The sequence below is a fragment of the Brevundimonas sp. NPDC055812 genome, assembly GCF_053616535.1.
The window spans coordinates 289332-302053 of the sequence record NZ_JBSHDX010000004.1 but is presented as its reverse complement, the minus strand read 5'-3'; the positions used below and the strand labels follow the sequence as shown (position 1 = coordinate 302053).

25 protein-coding genes, 1 tRNA gene and 1 pseudogene are annotated in these 12722 nt (G+C 64.9%); 18 read left to right on the top strand and 9 right to left on the bottom strand.

Going from position 1 to position 12722, the window contains the following annotated elements; translation table 11 throughout:
• Window positions 1-61: 61 nt before the first annotated feature.
• The 7 genes and pseudogenes from ACWGL1_RS09270 (at window position 62) to ACWGL1_RS09240 (ending at window position 2999) form a co-directional block, all read left to right on the top strand.
• Window positions 62-151 (top strand) — tRNA-Ser (locus tag ACWGL1_RS09270).
• A gap of 254 nt (window positions 152-405) precedes the next feature.
• A pseudogene (locus ACWGL1_RS09265) lies at window positions 406-498 on the top strand (phage tail assembly chaperone); the annotation flags it as partial.
• A 74-nt stretch (window positions 499-572) separates the two neighbouring features.
• Window positions 573-1127: a phage baseplate assembly protein V gene (locus tag ACWGL1_RS09260; RefSeq protein ID WP_452111827.1), complete on the top strand. Its 555-nt coding sequence runs from the start codon at window positions 573-575 to the stop codon at window positions 1125-1127.
• Window positions 1124-1495 (top strand): GPW/gp25 family protein, encoded by a 372-nt coding sequence (locus ACWGL1_RS09255; RefSeq protein WP_452111826.1) that lies wholly within the window; start codon window positions 1124-1126, stop codon window positions 1493-1495. Before ACWGL1_RS09260 ends, ACWGL1_RS09255 begins: the two co-directional genes overlap by 4 nt.
• A gap of 2 nt (window positions 1496-1497) precedes the next feature.
• A complete protein-coding gene (locus ACWGL1_RS09250) occupies window positions 1498-1908 on the top strand; it encodes a hypothetical protein (protein WP_452111825.1) in 411 nt (136 codons plus the stop codon).
• A complete protein-coding gene (locus ACWGL1_RS09245) occupies window positions 1869-2615 on the top strand; it encodes a contractile injection system protein, VgrG/Pvc8 family (protein ID WP_452111824.1) in 747 nt (248 codons plus the stop codon). The genes ACWGL1_RS09250 and ACWGL1_RS09245 overlap by 40 nt, the downstream gene beginning before the upstream one ends.
• A 75-nt stretch (window positions 2616-2690) precedes the next feature.
• Window positions 2691-2999, top strand: coding sequence for an ogr/Delta-like zinc finger family protein (locus ACWGL1_RS09240; protein ID WP_452111823.1), 309 nt, complete (start codon window positions 2691-2693; stop codon window positions 2997-2999).
• A 161-nt stretch (window positions 3000-3160) separates the two neighbouring features.
• Here the strand turns inward: ACWGL1_RS09240 and ACWGL1_RS09235 are convergent, their stop codons facing one another.
• From ACWGL1_RS09235 to ACWGL1_RS09205, 7 genes are all read right to left on the bottom strand, one after another.
• Entirely contained in the window at window positions 3161-3571 is a 411-nt protein-coding gene (locus ACWGL1_RS09235; protein WP_452111822.1) for a hypothetical protein, read from the bottom strand.
• A 1095-nt stretch (window positions 3572-4666) separates the two neighbouring features.
• A complete protein-coding gene (locus ACWGL1_RS09230; RefSeq protein WP_452111821.1) occupies window positions 4667-4936 on the bottom strand; it encodes a BrnA antitoxin family protein in 270 nt (89 codons plus the stop codon).
• Window positions 4926-5195, bottom strand: a complete 270-nt coding sequence (locus ACWGL1_RS09225; protein ID WP_303703019.1) for a BrnT family toxin — start codon at window positions 5193-5195, stop codon at window positions 4926-4928. Before ACWGL1_RS09225 ends, ACWGL1_RS09230 begins: the two co-directional genes overlap by 11 nt.
• Window positions 5196-5265: 70 nt before the next feature.
• Entirely contained in the window at window positions 5266-5868 is a 603-nt protein-coding gene (locus ACWGL1_RS09220) for an Ltp family lipoprotein (RefSeq protein ID WP_452111820.1), read from the bottom strand.
• 485 nt (window positions 5869-6353) lie between these two features.
• Window positions 6354-7037 carry a hypothetical protein gene (locus tag ACWGL1_RS09215; protein WP_452111819.1) on the bottom strand — a complete coding sequence of 228 codons (684 nt, stop codon included), beginning with the start codon at window positions 7035-7037 and terminating at the stop codon, window positions 6354-6356.
• Window positions 7034-7456 carry a hypothetical protein gene (locus ACWGL1_RS09210; RefSeq protein ID WP_452111818.1) on the bottom strand — a complete coding sequence of 141 codons (423 nt, stop codon included), beginning with the start codon at window positions 7454-7456 and terminating at the stop codon, window positions 7034-7036. Before ACWGL1_RS09210 ends, ACWGL1_RS09215 begins: the two co-directional genes overlap by 4 nt.
• 670 nt (window positions 7457-8126) lie before the next feature.
• A complete protein-coding gene (locus tag ACWGL1_RS09205; RefSeq protein WP_452111817.1) occupies window positions 8127-8444 on the bottom strand; it encodes a hypothetical protein in 318 nt (105 codons plus the stop codon).
• A 122-nt stretch (window positions 8445-8566) separates the two neighbouring features.
• Here ACWGL1_RS09205 and ACWGL1_RS09200 point away from each other — a divergent pair, with 122 nt between their 5' ends.
• A complete protein-coding gene (locus ACWGL1_RS09200; RefSeq protein ID WP_452111816.1) occupies window positions 8567-8827 on the top strand; it encodes a hypothetical protein in 261 nt (86 codons plus the stop codon).
• A 4-nt stretch (window positions 8828-8831) separates the two neighbouring features.
• Here ACWGL1_RS09200 and ACWGL1_RS09195 read toward each other — a convergent pair whose 3' ends face one another.
• Together ACWGL1_RS09195 and ACWGL1_RS09190 are read right to left on the bottom strand one after the other, a co-directional pair.
• Window positions 8832-9137 carry a hypothetical protein gene (locus ACWGL1_RS09195; protein WP_452111815.1) on the bottom strand — a complete coding sequence of 102 codons (306 nt, stop codon included), beginning with the start codon at window positions 9135-9137 and terminating at the stop codon, window positions 8832-8834.
• Window positions 9134-9364 carry a helix-turn-helix domain-containing protein gene (locus tag ACWGL1_RS09190; RefSeq protein ID WP_452111814.1) on the bottom strand — a complete coding sequence of 77 codons (231 nt, stop codon included), beginning with the start codon at window positions 9362-9364 and terminating at the stop codon, window positions 9134-9136. The genes ACWGL1_RS09195 and ACWGL1_RS09190 overlap by 4 nt, the downstream gene beginning before the upstream one ends.
• A gap of 69 nt (window positions 9365-9433) precedes the next feature.
• Between ACWGL1_RS09190 and ACWGL1_RS09185 the strand changes: the two genes are divergently transcribed.
• The 10 genes from ACWGL1_RS09185 (at window position 9434) to ACWGL1_RS09140 (ending at window position 12683) form a co-directional block, all read left to right on the top strand.
• Complete coding sequence (locus ACWGL1_RS09185) at window positions 9434-9769, top strand: hypothetical protein (RefSeq protein ID WP_452111813.1); 336 nt, start codon at window positions 9434-9436, stop codon at window positions 9767-9769.
• Window positions 9770-9957: 188 nt separating this feature from the next.
• On the top strand, window positions 9958-10167 hold the full coding sequence (locus tag ACWGL1_RS09180) for a hypothetical protein (protein WP_452111812.1): 210 nt from the start codon (window positions 9958-9960) through the stop codon (window positions 10165-10167).
• The gene (locus ACWGL1_RS09175; RefSeq protein WP_452111811.1) at window positions 10164-10466 is read left to right on the top strand and encodes a hypothetical protein; all 303 of its coding nucleotides are present in this window, start codon (window positions 10164-10166) and stop codon (window positions 10464-10466) included. Before ACWGL1_RS09180 ends, ACWGL1_RS09175 begins: the two co-directional genes overlap by 4 nt.
• Complete coding sequence (locus ACWGL1_RS09170; protein WP_452111810.1) at window positions 10463-10648, top strand: hypothetical protein; 186 nt, start codon at window positions 10463-10465, stop codon at window positions 10646-10648. Before ACWGL1_RS09175 ends, ACWGL1_RS09170 begins: the two co-directional genes overlap by 4 nt.
• Window positions 10648-10929: a DUF2312 domain-containing protein gene (locus tag ACWGL1_RS09165; RefSeq protein WP_286950541.1), complete on the top strand. Its 282-nt coding sequence runs from the start codon at window positions 10648-10650 to the stop codon at window positions 10927-10929. The genes ACWGL1_RS09170 and ACWGL1_RS09165 overlap by 1 nt, the downstream gene beginning before the upstream one ends.
• Window positions 10929-11297 (top strand): hypothetical protein, encoded by a 369-nt coding sequence (locus ACWGL1_RS09160; protein ID WP_452111809.1) that lies wholly within the window; start codon window positions 10929-10931, stop codon window positions 11295-11297. Before ACWGL1_RS09165 ends, ACWGL1_RS09160 begins: the two co-directional genes overlap by 1 nt.
• A gap of 59 nt (window positions 11298-11356) precedes the next feature.
• Entirely contained in the window at window positions 11357-11578 is a 222-nt protein-coding gene (locus ACWGL1_RS09155; protein ID WP_003165099.1) for a hypothetical protein, read from the top strand.
• Between the two features lie 85 nt (window positions 11579-11663).
• The gene (locus ACWGL1_RS09150) at window positions 11664-12062 is read left to right on the top strand and encodes a helix-turn-helix domain-containing protein (RefSeq protein WP_286950539.1); all 399 of its coding nucleotides are present in this window, start codon (window positions 11664-11666) and stop codon (window positions 12060-12062) included.
• A gap of 10 nt (window positions 12063-12072) precedes the next feature.
• The gene (locus ACWGL1_RS09145) at window positions 12073-12537 is read left to right on the top strand and encodes a TetR/AcrR family transcriptional regulator (protein WP_452111808.1); all 465 of its coding nucleotides are present in this window, start codon (window positions 12073-12075) and stop codon (window positions 12535-12537) included.
• On the top strand, window positions 12534-12683 hold the full coding sequence (locus ACWGL1_RS09140) for a hypothetical protein (RefSeq protein ID WP_286950535.1): 150 nt from the start codon (window positions 12534-12536) through the stop codon (window positions 12681-12683). Before ACWGL1_RS09145 ends, ACWGL1_RS09140 begins: the two co-directional genes overlap by 4 nt.
• Window positions 12684-12722 lie beyond the last annotated feature (39 nt).

Here is a 12722-nt window from a genome sequence, read left to right as displayed (position 1 = left end):
CCATCGCAGCCTTTGATTAGAGAAGCCGCTCGCTCAGCCCCATTAGGGACTACCGACCCGCGGAGAGGTGGCAGAGTGGTTGAATGTACCGCACTCGAAATGCGGCGTACGTGGAAGCGTACCGGGGGTTCGAATCCCCCCCTCTCCGCCACCGTCCTGAGCTGGTTCTGCTTGCTCAGCAGGCCGGTCAGCAAACCCCTATAACTCAGCGCATTTCCCGCCATGGCTGAACCGCGCATCCGCGTGTTCGGCCGCTTGGGCGGCTTTTTCCGCCTGTCCGCGATGCCAGTCTCTGCGCGTCTCGGCCCATAGGAACGCATTTGCGAAGCCACGTACATGACCGTTCCTCGCCAGCTCTGACAGGGTCTCCAGCATAGCGCCCGCCGGGTTCAATGATCGCACGTCCAAGCGCTGCGCGACGTGCCCGAGCAGGACAGCTTTCCCCACGCGATCGACTGGCCCGTCCTGGATCCCGCCCTGCTGGCCACCGGGTCATAGCTCTTGTTGTCAGAACCCCTCTGACAACAGCGGGCGCGCGATAAGCCGCAAGGGCTGCGCCATCGTCCGCCGCGATGACCGCCCGCGCCACGAACAACGAAACCCTGCGCCAGCTCGCCCAAGTCGTGCACGAGGGCGTCATCGACTCCGTCGATCTGGATGCTGGCCTTGCCCGCGTCCGGATCGGCGAGACCCTCACGCCGCCGCTCGACTGGATCATGGCTGTGGGCGACACGACCGTCTGGTCGCCGCCTACGCCGGGCGCATCCGCCGTCATCATCTGCCCCGAAGGCGACATCGAGCGCGGGTTCATCATCAACGGCTTGCCCTCGCGCGCCTTCGCAGCCCTTTTCCTCGGGCTGAAGAATGCGGTCCGTTTCAAGGACGGCGCTCTGGTCTCCTATGACCCGGAAGCCAGCGACCTGGCCTTCGCCCTACCCGGCTCCATGACCATTACCGCGCCGGGCGGCCTCAAGATCGCCGCCGACGTCGACCTGACCGGCGACCTCCAGTCCAGCGGCACGATCGCGGCCGACGTCGACGTCGTCGCCGCTGGCGTCTCCGGCAAGGGTCACTTCCACACCAAGGTCACGGCTGGCCAGGCTCTTTCGGGAGCGCCCCAGCAATGATCGGCGCATCGATCGGCCTGTCGCGCACCTCGGGTCGTGGCATAGCGGCGAACAGCCTGGAGCATCTGCGCCAGTCGATCGCCCACATCCTCTCGACGCCGATCGGCTCGCGCGTCATGCGCCGCGACTACGGGTCCGAACTGCCGCGCCTCATCGACCAGCCGCTCAACGGCTCCCTGCCCCTACGGATCTACGCCGCCACCGCGATCGCGCTCCAGCGCTGGGAAAGCCGTGTCCGCCTGCGCCGCATCCAACTGACCGCGTCGGAAGACGGTCGCGCCGTCCTCCAGTTGGAGCTGCAGCGGCTCGATCTGCCGCGCCGGGCGGACGTCACCCTCTCCTATCCCCTTCATTCATTCGGATCTTGAACATGGCCGCCATCACGCCCCTGGATCACGGCGTCACCGTCATCGAACTGGTCGAAGGACCGCGCGTCCTTCGCACCGTGGCGACCAGCATCATCGGCATGGTCGCCGTGGCCGACGATGCGGACGAGACCATTTTTCCGCTCAACACTCCGGCGCGTCTGACGGACCTGCCCGCCGCGATCACTAAGGCGGGCAACGGCGGCACCTTGGCCAAGGCGCTCTCGGCGATCGACAAACAGGCCAATACGATCGTCGTGGTGGTCCGCGTCGCCGAAGGCCTGGGCGAAACGCCGGAAGAGATCGAGCTCGAGACCCGCGCCAACGTCATCGCTGGCGTCGACAAGCTTCTGTTGGCCGAACAGATCTGCAAGGTGTGGACGAGACCTGTCACACCGGCGCGCCCGATCGCCTGACCATTCGCGCCAAGTCGGCCGACCTGACGCGCGCCTTCAGGACCAGGCGGGAAACCAGCTGGTCGAACGTCACCTTGGGCGCCGTCCTGTCGGAGCTGGCCGGGCGGAACGGCCTGCAGCTGGCCCTTGCGCCCGCCTTGGCCGCCGTCGGCCTTCAGCACCTCGCCCAGGGGCGCGAAAGCGACGCCGCCCTGGTGACCCGCCTGGGCCGCGAGCATGACGCCGTGGCGACGGTGAAGGCCGGTCGCCTGGTCTTCAACCCGATCGGCGCTGGGACGACGCCGGGCGGCTTCGAAATCCCGCCCGCCACGATCACGCGGCGCAGCGGCGACGGCCATTCCTGGAAGACGGCTGAGCGCGGATCCTATTCCGGCGTCACGGCCGAATGGCAGGACCGCCAGGGCGGTCGGCGGCGCGAAGTCGTGGCCGGGTCGAGGGAGAACGCGCGCCGCCTCGGTCGCATCTACGCGACCGAGAAGTCAGCGCAGAAGGCTGTCGACGCCGAGTTCGCCCGGCTTGAGCGCGGCAAGGCCGAGTTCAGCATCAACCTGGCCGTCGGACGCCCCGACCTCTACCCGGAGCGCACGGTCACGGCGTCGGGTTTCAAGGCCGAGATCGACAGCACGGCCTGGCTGATCAGCGAGGTTCGCCACAGCCTGGACAACGGCCTGCGGACCTCGCTCCAGATGGAGCTGGCCGACAGCTGACGCTATGCAGATTCTTCGCCCTCGAACGGCGTCATATGTTAAGACCTCAGCGGGGGCTCCTTCGGGGTCATTTCAGTGAAAGAACAACGTCTCGGCGGCCGCGCGCCCTGCCCGCATTGCTGCTCGCCGACCACCTTCCGCACGTCGCGGCAGATCTCGCCGACCTTCCGCGAAACCCGCCTGGCCTGTTCGAATGACGACTGCGGCTGGAAGGGCGTCGCCTCTCTCATCATCGAGCGGACGACGGTTCAGAGCGCCATGCCCAACCCTGCGATCCAGCTGGCGGTGGCGCCGCCCCGCATGGTCCGCCGCGATCGCGCGGGCCGTCCCCTGCCCGCCAACGACGACGCCCCGCCCGCGCCGCCCGCCGTCGCTGTTCCCTAGCCCTCGATCTCGCTTCAGCGCAGCGACAGCCAGAACGAACTATTCGAACGGGCTGTCGCCGCGCTGAAGCGAGGTTGAATAGCGGCTGCTGCCAAAGCGCGGTTTCGACCCGTTGCGGACCTTCGCGGCGTACGTCTGCGCGTCCGTAGGATCACAGACAGCTAGTCTACAACGGGTGAAGGGAAATAGGTGAAGCGAGCCGATTGTCCTGATGCGGTCGCAAAGCTGACCTCGTAGGTCTCGGGATCCACCCCAATCGTGACCCCTTCGTGGGTCATGCGACGCAAGGCGTCCAGACGGGGCGCGTCCGCAGCTTGGCATTGATCCTGCGGCACTTCGCCTGCGTACGTGGCGTTGCTGACTAGGAGTTGCTGTTTCGAATCCCATCGCCCCGCATCCGCGCAGCCAAGGCGTAGTTCGTAAGTGGTGGGCATGAGATCGGTTGTCTGGATGTCGTCGAGCCAAAGTTCAACGCTAGACCCGGTTACGTCCTGGCCGTTGATCTCCGTGGGGAACCAGTGACCGGGCAATCCGCGGCCGCCCTCGTCTGCGCAACCCAATAAGGCCAGCATGGCTAGCGCGCACCCAGCCCTGAGTGACGCCCGACTGCGAGAGAGAGTTGCGTTGGCCATGCCTAAACTGAGCATTGTCCGTGTCTGCTTTCCACCCTTAAGCGAACTTCGCTTCACGACCCGTTGCGGACATTAGTCCGCGCGCCGAGCCTGTTCGGCTTCGATGGCGTGACGCTTCTTCAGGATGAGCTTCAATACGAGCGGAGATAGGGGCGTCGTTAAACGGCTTTTCACCCGAGCATATTCCCTCTCAAGCTCGCCGTCCGACAACCCAGACAGGCTTGCCACGGATGGCACTCCACTACGATTTCGGGTCGAACGAGCCATGCCCTATCTTGTCAGCTACGCTGTATGCTCGCCACCCTTAGCGAACTTCGCTTCACGACCCATTGCGGACCCATCTCAGGCGTTTTTTGAGGTTGCTGCAGCTCCGGGGGCATGTATCACGTACCCGCCCCCTAAATCGGTTTCAACACCAAGATGTAATGGAATGCTTTTTCTGAATATAATTGGGTTTAGCTTGAGCTTGATCGCAGCGGTCTACGGCTTTTGGCAACTAGACAAGATACTGCGCAGAAGAAACAAGAATGGTCTTTGGCTAATTATATTTTTCGGCCCTCTGTCATTATTCGCAATATTTGGAGAGAGGTTTTTGGATTTGTCAAATAACGCGCTTGTAGTTCTTTATATTTGCGCCGCATCCTTTATTAGTCTGCCAACAGCTATTTGGGGATTTCTGGAGATTTCCGCTGGCATGAAAGAGGAATAAGCCATGGGGCGACAACGCTCGGTCAGCAAGTCGCGCCGTGAGTTCGGTTGTGACTCCCCCCTAGGCGAACTTCGCTTCGCGGACCGTTGCCGACGTCATAGATCAGCGTAGCTTGGATGACATGAACCGCCACGAAGTGCGCGAGAAAGAGTTCGCTCTAAAGAGAGATTGGGCGAGAAAGCAGGCCTCGGACAAGCTCCGCGAGGGACTGAAGGCAGGAACGCTACGAGGCGGCTTCGCCACGGCAGCTCGTGAGGTCCTCGTCGAACGCGGTGACTAAATCTGCGCCCCGCCCTTCGCGGTAATTCCAGCCCATCTCATAGCCGTCACTTCGCATGCACGGCCCGCTTCAGCGCCTCATCGATGCGCGTCTGCCAGCCCGGGCCGCCCGACTTGAAGTGTTCAAGCACCTCGGCCGACAGGCGGATGTTCACGGCGACCTTGGTGCGGGCCTTCTGCGGCCCCCGCCCCTTGGCTCGCCCGAAAGCGGCCATGACGTCGGCGGGCAGCACCTCCGACGCTGGACGGGCGCGCGCGAAGTCGGCCTCGGTCCATTCGGGGTTCTCTGGATCGTTCAGCTTGGGATCACGGGCCATAGCGTTTCATCTCCTTCTGGTGTGCGCGACGCAGACTGATCGCGCGGACGGCCGTTTCGCGAACGGTGAAGACGAAGCAGTAGGCCAGCCCGTCGATATGGCCGAACGCCCTAAAGCGGCGCTCGCCATACTCATGACGGTCATCCTCAACGACCACAGCCGTCTCCATGTCCATCTCCGCCCCCAGCGCCAGCGACACGCCGTGCTTGGCGATGTTCGCTTCGTTCTTCGCGCTGTCGAACTCGATGTCCATGAGCATTTTGTATCTACGTTCCAGCACGGACGCAAGCTAAATCGTAGATACAAAATAATACCCGGAAGCCCTGAACCTAGCAGGCGCCCGCCGCCTGCGCGCCATACCGCGCCTGGCTCTCAGTGTATTTCTCTCCGGCCCTGGAGGACAGCTGCTCAACAAGACCTCTACACGAGAAACCGGTCATGCTGAGATATTGCCTCGCCGATCGCGCCGCGTTCTCATTCCAGTCGACGTCGAGGCTGTCGACGGCCGCCGTGGCGTCGGCAACCTCATAGCCCTCACCGAAGTCGGATGAGAGCTGCTCAATAAGCCCATCGCGCGAGAAGCCGGTCATGCTCAGATACTGGCGGGCCGATCTGACCGCGTTCCTTTGCGGACCCGTCAGCTTCGGCGCCGCTTCGGCTGCAGCGGTCGGCGCGCCGGCGGGCGCACCCCCCTCGGCGACGTCGACCGGCTCGCCGCTGGACGCCGCCTCAGCCGTCACCGCCGTGTTCGCGGCCGACGGCGGCAGCATCAGGCCGCCCGCGACACAGCCGCCCATCGAGCCCAGAACCATGAACGCGCCGACCAGGCGCTTGCGCACCTTCATCCAGGCCTGCGGCCTGATGACGTTCACCACGCCGAGGATAAACGCGGCCAGGCTCGCGAAAATGATGAAACCAGCGATTGCTTCCATGAAAGCCCCCAATCCAAAGTCGTGGCCGGGGGCATGCCCTGAATTCGCCATTCGCGCAACGTTGATATTTCGCGCCGCCCTCCCGCCCGGCCCCCACACGCGCCCTCCCCTTTCCTGCCTGGACGCCCAGCGGCGTCATCTGCGCCGCTTCCGTTGCGCCGAACCCTGAAACCGTTGCGCGATCGGCCGAAACCGTTGCCCTGGCGCCGTGTCCGCGATCGCTGCGGCCGCCCCCACGCGCGCGAAAATCGGGACCCCTCGCCTTTCGCAGAGCCAACGGCGCTGACCACAGTCACCGCCATGGCCTCGCCACGCTGCGGCAGCCGGGCACCACAAAGGGCGCGCGAGAGCGCGCCCGCCCCTCGGCTGACTGATCTCGCTGTCGCTGACAGCCCCTCATCCCTGAATCTGGATCATGTTGTCGCCCGACTAGGGCGACGCCTCATATCTTCTTCCTTCTAGAAATATGAACCGGGGAAGACTCCCTAGGAACTAGACTCGGCTTGTTCGACCGCCGCACCCAGGCGCGCCAGCACGCTGCCTAGGGTCTTCTGGCCCGTTTCCTCGGCGATGTGCTGATCGTTTTCTATGAACGCCGTTTGGTCGCGTTGCAGCTGATCATCCGGGAGCGGTGGCGGCGGCGGCAACTTCAGCCACCGGCGAACCCGCTCTGGAAGGTGGACACGATAGGCGTTGTTGGTTTGCCGGACCTCGATCGTGCCGTCGTCCAGTTGAACACGACGCGACCGCCGCATCCGGTCAATGAAGCCGAGCTTTTCCAGGCGATCCAGGGCGCGGGCGATGGTTTGACGCGCGTGGCCCGTGCCCTTCTGGATTTGGCTGTAGGCGGGATCCAGTTTCCCGGTGCGCTTATCCCAGCACTCCCAGATCATGAACTTCAGAATGTTGTAGTCGGCCAGGGTCAGCGCCCCGCGCCGGGCGCCCTTCTTGCGGCCTGCGAACGTGTCCATCATCAGACGACGTGCGGCCTGCAGGATCTGTCGTCCTGTGTGCCCCGCACGTTCCTTCAGATAGAAGCCCTTGGCCTCTTCCTCTGGCACCGAATTCCTGCGGACAGGCTGATAGGTGCGCCCGTCCAGCTTCTGCGGCCACGGCAGCGCCGATGTCATCATCCGCTCGCCGATCCTGGGCATCGCGACGGCGCTCATGCCTGGTCCGTCCCGTGGATGACGGCGCGTAGCTCGGCCGTCTCGCGATCGACGCGCTGAAGCAGGCGCTCAGCCTCTCGGCGTTGGGATTCGGTCAGCGGGCCTTGTTCGGCCGCCCGGCGCAGGAAACGCCACACGTCATTCCCGGCCTCATCGACGTCGGCCGCCTCCTGGACCAGGCAGGCGGTCTGCGGTTCGGCCTTCACCTGGCTGAACAGGAACGATGAATAGACCGGATTCCCGCAGCGGGTTTCCAGAGCGTCGATCACGTCGGCGGGCATAAAGACGCCGGAGTCGAACTGGCGATAGGCGTAGAGCTGCGAGCGCTCGACGCGCGTAACAGGCGAGCAGCAGGCGTCGACGCCGCCATTGGCGTCGATGAGCGCCCGCGCCAGCAAGGTGTGCTGGGTCGCGTTCATGGGGTGGATTCGTCCTTTGCGAATCCGCCTGACGAAGCCGGTTGCAGGACGCAGACATGCATTCGCTCCGGCGGTTCAGTGCCGGGCGTTGGCAAAAGGCGTCCCGATGACCGTTCGTAAGGCGGCCATGGTTGGCTTGGTTGAGGGCAAGGGGGCCGCGCGCGCCGCTGTTGGCGTCGTCGCTCCGCACCGCAGAATTCCGTCCCCGGCATTGCTCGGGCGGGGGGCGATGACGCCTTCAGGCGAGGCTCACGCTGGGCTTGCCGATGTGGTTGGGGCGCATCCCGCGCTTGGCGCCCTCCCCGCGCTCGCGGTCCAGGGCGAGGCGCGCCAGCAACTGGCGCAGCAACAGGGACAACCGACCCCGGGCGCAGAAGCGCACAACGGCGGACGGAGTCAGACTGTCAGCAACAGGGGCGAACAGCGGGCTCAGAACCAGGCCCCTGAGAACAAGAGCCCGTCGACGCGACGTGTCAGCAAGGAGGAGCCGCCGCGCCGACGGGAAACACCGACGCAGGTGCGGCGCGTCGGCGAACTGGACAGGGGGCGACTGTCCGACCTGTGGATAACTGGGCGGACGCGCGACGGCGCTGCTGGGGGCGGGATAGCCGCCGCGCGTCCTGGACTTCCGCCGCGCCGTGCAACGCGGGGAAGGGCCGAGAAGGGCGCGCTACTCATGCCGCGCCCCCTCGGATCGGTTGTCCTGGTTGTCGCTCGACATGAGCCTGACCAGGAAGAGCCGCTGAAACTCCTCAAGGGTCTCGGGGAAGGTGGGAAACGTCTTCAGCAACGGGAGCGCCAGCTCGCGGATCTCAGCGACCGGAACGCCGAAATCCACCCCGATCCACACTGGACCGGCGCTGGCCAGGTCGGACGCATCGACGCCCATCACCCGGGCCTGCGCGCTCAGGCAGACGCCGACCGTCAGGCACTCCTGATAGCCGCAGTCGTCACAGTCTCGGCAGTTGCTGGATCCCCCCGGAACCATGGCTACGCCGCCCTAGGGAAGTCGTTGACGGCCAGGCGCAACCCGCCGCTGCGACCAAGCTTGGCCGCAACGGCGGGCGCCTCTACCTTCGCTTCTGTCAAAAACCCGAAGGAGAGATTCGAATGTCTGATACAGCCCGCCTCATCGCGGTCGAGGCCAAGCTGGCCCTGCTCGAAGCCGAACATCGCGCCCTTCGAGACTTCACCCTGGATTTGCTCTCCATTACGGGCTTTCAACTTCCCGCTGGTGTTGGTCTTTTCCGGACGGCCGTGCGCAAAATCGGAGAAGATCGGATGCCTGCCCCGGGTAAAGACGATCCGTACGCTGACGCTCTGGCCAAGCTTCTGGGCGTTATGGAAAGCCGCATCACCCCGGTCGACTAGCCCGCTACTCATAAGCTCGGCCTTTATTCAGCCAGGCCTCGACCTCGGCCGGATCGGCGAGAAGCCCCTTGGCGACGTCATCCACAGACCAACCCGCGTCGAAGAGGTATTTGGCCGCGCGACGATTGCTGGCCTTGCGGGAAGCGTCAGCCGTTTCGGAAAGTTGCTCGCGCACGATCTGCGCCAGTTGGTCCGTCGTTGGGGCCTTTCGCTCGAGCTGGTTCAGCCGAGCGCGGACGCGGACGTTGATGCCGAACTGCAGGACGTTGCACACGCACAGCGCGATGACGGCGATCTGGAGATTGCTCACGGCCGCGCCTCCGGCTGGATGACGCGGACGTCGTGGAGGTCGGGGCGCAGTTCGGCGACTGAAACGGCGCCCTGCGTCAGACGATCAATGGCGATTGCGAGGTCTGTCGGGCACCGCTCGATGCCTCGCTCGATCCGGCTCATCCGGCCCTTGGACTGGATGCCCGCTTGCGCAGCAGTCTGCTCAAGGGTCAGTCCTCTCGATTTTCGCCATGTTGCCAGACTCATAGCTGGACTTGTTCCATTAATCGGAACAACGAGTCAAGCAGGCCTGTTCCGATTAGCGGGGCCGACAGCGTGAGCGCGTCGCACCATCATCCCGCCATGGATAGGGACTGGCACCTCAAATCATGGATGGCGCTCGCAAAGAAACGCCAGGCCGATCTGATCAAAGACCTTGGATGGAGTCGTCGGAAAGCCTCCGAGGTCTTCAACGGCGATCAATCGTACAAGCGGGAAATCGTGAACGAGGTCTCGGAGTGGCTTCAGATCGAGCCCTACGAACTACTCATGCCCCCTCAAGACGCCCTGCAGCTACGTCAGCTGCGCAGCGCCGCCATGGCTATCGCCGCAGCCCAGGATAATAAATCAGGCACCACGGACCTCTCCAAAGAGGCCGTCACTCCGGCCTGACACCTAACTCAACCCCAGCACCTGCTGAGCCCTAGCGGGCGACGGGGATACCCATCCAGGCCCATTCCACGCCCGCAGTAACGCCGTATTCTAGGCTCGCAGCGAGAATGTTCCGAAAGTCGGATAATTTCGATTGACTCGTTGTTCCGTTTTACGGAACACTCTCCCCCACATTGAAGGGGGAGCAAATGCCCGCATCCGAAACCAACACCCTGACGGACTGGTCGATCCGTCGTTCAGGCGGCGGCCTGGTCGTCACCGGCAAGGACGCCCAAGGCCAACAGCGTAAGTTCACCAACGTCAGCATGGTCCACGGCGGACGCACCGCCAGCTTCGGCGCGCGCCCCCTGCCCGGCTTCACCCTGGGCGACGGCGCGAAGTGGACGTTGGCCTCGTGAGTCGCGCATCCGCAAAAACGCCCGCCGAGTTGGCCGCGATCGCAGATCAAGTCGCCGAAGCCCTCAAGATCGCCGACCAGGCGATCGGCTCTCGCGAGCGGGCCGACTATTGGGAACGGCGCAACCATATCCACGTCGCTCTGATCGTGGAGCTTCAGGACCGCCTGCAGGCTCACATTGATCCGCGACATGACGCCTGCCGCGTCCGTATTGGCGGCCTGAGTTCCAGCAGCACCACGGGCGTCGAGGGTGCGCTGCGCAATTGGATCGCGGCCGCGCGCCGAAAGGCCGCGGCATGAAGGTCTTCGAACTGATCAACGCCATGGAGGCCCTGGCCTCTCCCCAGGCCGAAGTCTTCTTCTATGACGGCGACGGCCAGGCCGTCGCCATCGAGGGCGGCCTGCTGGACACCGAGGACGGAACCGGGCGCGTCGCCCTGCTCCTCAGCTCCGAACCCGTCGTCACGGAAGGCGGGTTCTGATGACCGACCATCACCACCTGCCGAACGACCTTGACCCGGACGTCCTGACCGCCAGCGCCCAAGGCCGCCTGCGCTCGCTGGTCGAGCGCATCGAGAACCTCGAGCGCGACAAGCAGGACGTCATGTCCGACATCAAGGAGGTCTTCGCCGAGGCCAAAGGCGAGGGCTACGACGTCAAGATCCTGCGCAAGGTCATCCGGATCCGGAAGCAGGACAAGGCGAAGCGCCAGGAAGAAGAGGCCATCCTGGACCTCTATCTCTCGGCGCTGGGGGAGGTCTGATGTCCGCCCTCGACCACGCCACGGCCACCCGCCTGGCCGACGCCGCGACGCTGCTGCTCGACACTGCCCGCGAAGTCGTCACGTCCAGCCCTACCTACCAGCCAGGGACCTCCTCCACGAAACAGGTTCTGGCGCTCGCCGTCCAAGCGATCATCGCCGGTGATCACTTCCCGTCGTCCGGCCCCGGCCCCCACGACCTGCCGGAAGGCTACGTCGATCGCTGGGAAGGCGCGGCCAGAGGTCTGGGCGCCGCCATCGGGCTGCTGGCCAATGAAGAAGCCCGCGTCCTGACCATCCTCTCTGCCTGCGAAGCCATCACCCTCGGCGCGGCCTATTCGGCCGCCACCGTGAAGAAGGCCCGACCATGAACGCCGCCTTCGCCCCCGTCCCTGCCGAAGCCACGCCACCCTCACATGGAGCGCGTCTTGTGACCCATCACAACATCGCCCGAAGCGAAGCATTCTCTACCCGCCCCGTCGTCCTGGTCCGCGAACTGCCGCGCCGCCCGCGACGCTTCTCGCCGCTTGCCCTCTATGTCGCCGCCCCGATCGCCGGCGTCGTCATCGGCCTGATCGACGCCGCCCTGAAGCAGCCGATCTGCGTGTCGATCGTCGTCCTCGCCTTTGTCGTCGCCTGGTTGCGCGGATGAGGCCCAGCCGACCCGTCCTGGCCCGCGCGCTTCTGCTGGCCCTCGTCGCCTACGCCCTCACCTACCTGATCGTCAGGGGACTGCCGTGAATCCCGCCCGCACCATCGAACAGGCCATTGGCCAGCGCCTCCGCGCTGCGCGCCTGAAGGCCGGTAAGACCCAGGCCGAAGTGGCGGCCGCCTTGGACGTCAGCCACCAGGCTTATCAGAAGTATGAGGACGGCGACGTCCGCATCACCATCGGCGCCTTCGTCCGCGCCTGCGCCGAGCTGCAGACCGACCCCGCCGAAATCCTGCCGCGCCTCATGTCTGATCGCGGACCTGCGCCCGACCCGTTCGCGGCCCTCGGGTCTTCGATCGGCGGCTACGAGCTGGCGGACTGCTACGCCCGCATGAGCGGCCCCCAGCGCCGATCCTTCCTCACCATCGCCAAAGCCATCCTCGCCGCCAGCGCCGTGCCCACGGCCGCTCGCGCCACAGCCTGAAGGTTTCCCCATGACCAAGCCCCTCAACAAGCGCAAGCACGCCAAGGCCGCCACCCGCCAGAAGGTGATCGACGGTGCCAAGGCGCTTTGGGCCGAACCCGGCTCCTACAAGGAAAAAGGCGGCGGTGGGATTCGCGAGATCGCCGCCCATATCAAGATGTCGACCGGCGCCGTCTTCGCCAATTTCGAGACGAAGGATGATCTGTGGCGCGCCGCCTTTGAATGCGAGCCGCCGATCGACAGTGTCCTGACCCGCGCCGCTCCCGAACTGTTCCAGGTCCTGCAGGACCTGGTCGATATCCGGCCTGAAGTCTCCAAGGGCGATGACGCCTTCGCAGCTCAGACCTGGCGCATCGCCGAGGCCCTGCTCGAGCGCTTGAAGGACCAGCTCCTGGAGGAACAGCGCAAGGCCGAGGCCAAAGCCGCCCCGCCGCTCGCCGCCACACCTGCAGCCGTCGAGCTCGCCGCCGCATGACCGGCCTGAACCCCACCCCCGGCCATCACGAACGCCTGATCGTGTGGGCGACCTGGTTCCGCGACGCTGGCTATCCTGCTCGCAAGATCGCCGCGCTGTTCAATGTCGAGCTGGGACTCCTGATCGAGGCGGGGCTGGAGCCGTGACGGCTTTTCTGATCGCTCTAGCCTGCGCGATCTTTCTGA

Excerpts from the sequence above, each read along its gene's own strand:
- ACWGL1_RS09260 (WP_452111827.1), top strand. The coding sequence starts at position 573 with ATGACCGCCCGCGCCACGAACAACGAAACCCTGCGCCAGCTCGCCCAA.
- ACWGL1_RS09255 (WP_452111826.1), top strand. The coding sequence starts at position 1,124 with ATGATCGGCGCATCGATCGGCCTGTCGCGCACCTCGGGTCGTGGCATA.
- ACWGL1_RS09250 (WP_452111825.1), top strand. The coding sequence starts at position 1,498 with ATGGCCGCCATCACGCCCCTGGATCACGGCGTCACCGTCATCGAACTG.
- ACWGL1_RS09235 (WP_452111822.1), bottom strand. The coding sequence starts at position 3,571 with ATGCTGGCCTTATTGGGTTGCGCAGACGAGGGCGGCCGCGGATTGCCC.
- ACWGL1_RS09230 (WP_452111821.1), bottom strand. The coding sequence starts at position 4,936 with ATGGCCCGTGATCCCAAGCTGAACGATCCAGAGAACCCCGAATGGACC.
- ACWGL1_RS09225 (WP_303703019.1), bottom strand. The coding sequence starts at position 5,195 with ATGCTCATGGACATCGAGTTCGACAGCGCGAAGAACGAAGCGAACATC.
- ACWGL1_RS09220 (WP_452111820.1), bottom strand. The coding sequence starts at position 5,868 with ATGGAAGCAATCGCTGGTTTCATCATTTTCGCGAGCCTGGCCGCGTTT.
- ACWGL1_RS09215 (WP_452111819.1), bottom strand. The coding sequence starts at position 7,037 with ATGAGCGCCGTCGCGATGCCCAGGATCGGCGAGCGGATGATGACATCG.
- ACWGL1_RS09210 (WP_452111818.1), bottom strand. The coding sequence starts at position 7,456 with ATGAACGCGACCCAGCACACCTTGCTGGCGCGGGCGCTCATCGACGCC.
- ACWGL1_RS09205 (WP_452111817.1), bottom strand. The coding sequence starts at position 8,444 with ATGGTTCCGGGGGGATCCAGCAACTGCCGAGACTGTGACGACTGCGGC.
- ACWGL1_RS09200 (WP_452111816.1), top strand. The coding sequence starts at position 8,567 with ATGTCTGATACAGCCCGCCTCATCGCGGTCGAGGCCAAGCTGGCCCTG.
- ACWGL1_RS09190 (WP_452111814.1), bottom strand. The coding sequence starts at position 9,364 with ATGAGTCTGGCAACATGGCGAAAATCGAGAGGACTGACCCTTGAGCAG.
- ACWGL1_RS09180 (WP_452111812.1), top strand. The coding sequence starts at position 9,958 with ATGCCCGCATCCGAAACCAACACCCTGACGGACTGGTCGATCCGTCGT.
- ACWGL1_RS09170 (WP_452111810.1), top strand. The coding sequence starts at position 10,463 with ATGAAGGTCTTCGAACTGATCAACGCCATGGAGGCCCTGGCCTCTCCC.
- ACWGL1_RS09165 (WP_286950541.1), top strand. The coding sequence starts at position 10,648 with ATGACCGACCATCACCACCTGCCGAACGACCTTGACCCGGACGTCCTG.
- ACWGL1_RS09160 (WP_452111809.1), top strand. The coding sequence starts at position 10,929 with ATGTCCGCCCTCGACCACGCCACGGCCACCCGCCTGGCCGACGCCGCG.
- ACWGL1_RS09145 (WP_452111808.1), top strand. The coding sequence starts at position 12,073 with ATGACCAAGCCCCTCAACAAGCGCAAGCACGCCAAGGCCGCCACCCGC.
- ACWGL1_RS09140 (WP_286950535.1), top strand. The coding sequence starts at position 12,534 with ATGACCGGCCTGAACCCCACCCCCGGCCATCACGAACGCCTGATCGTG.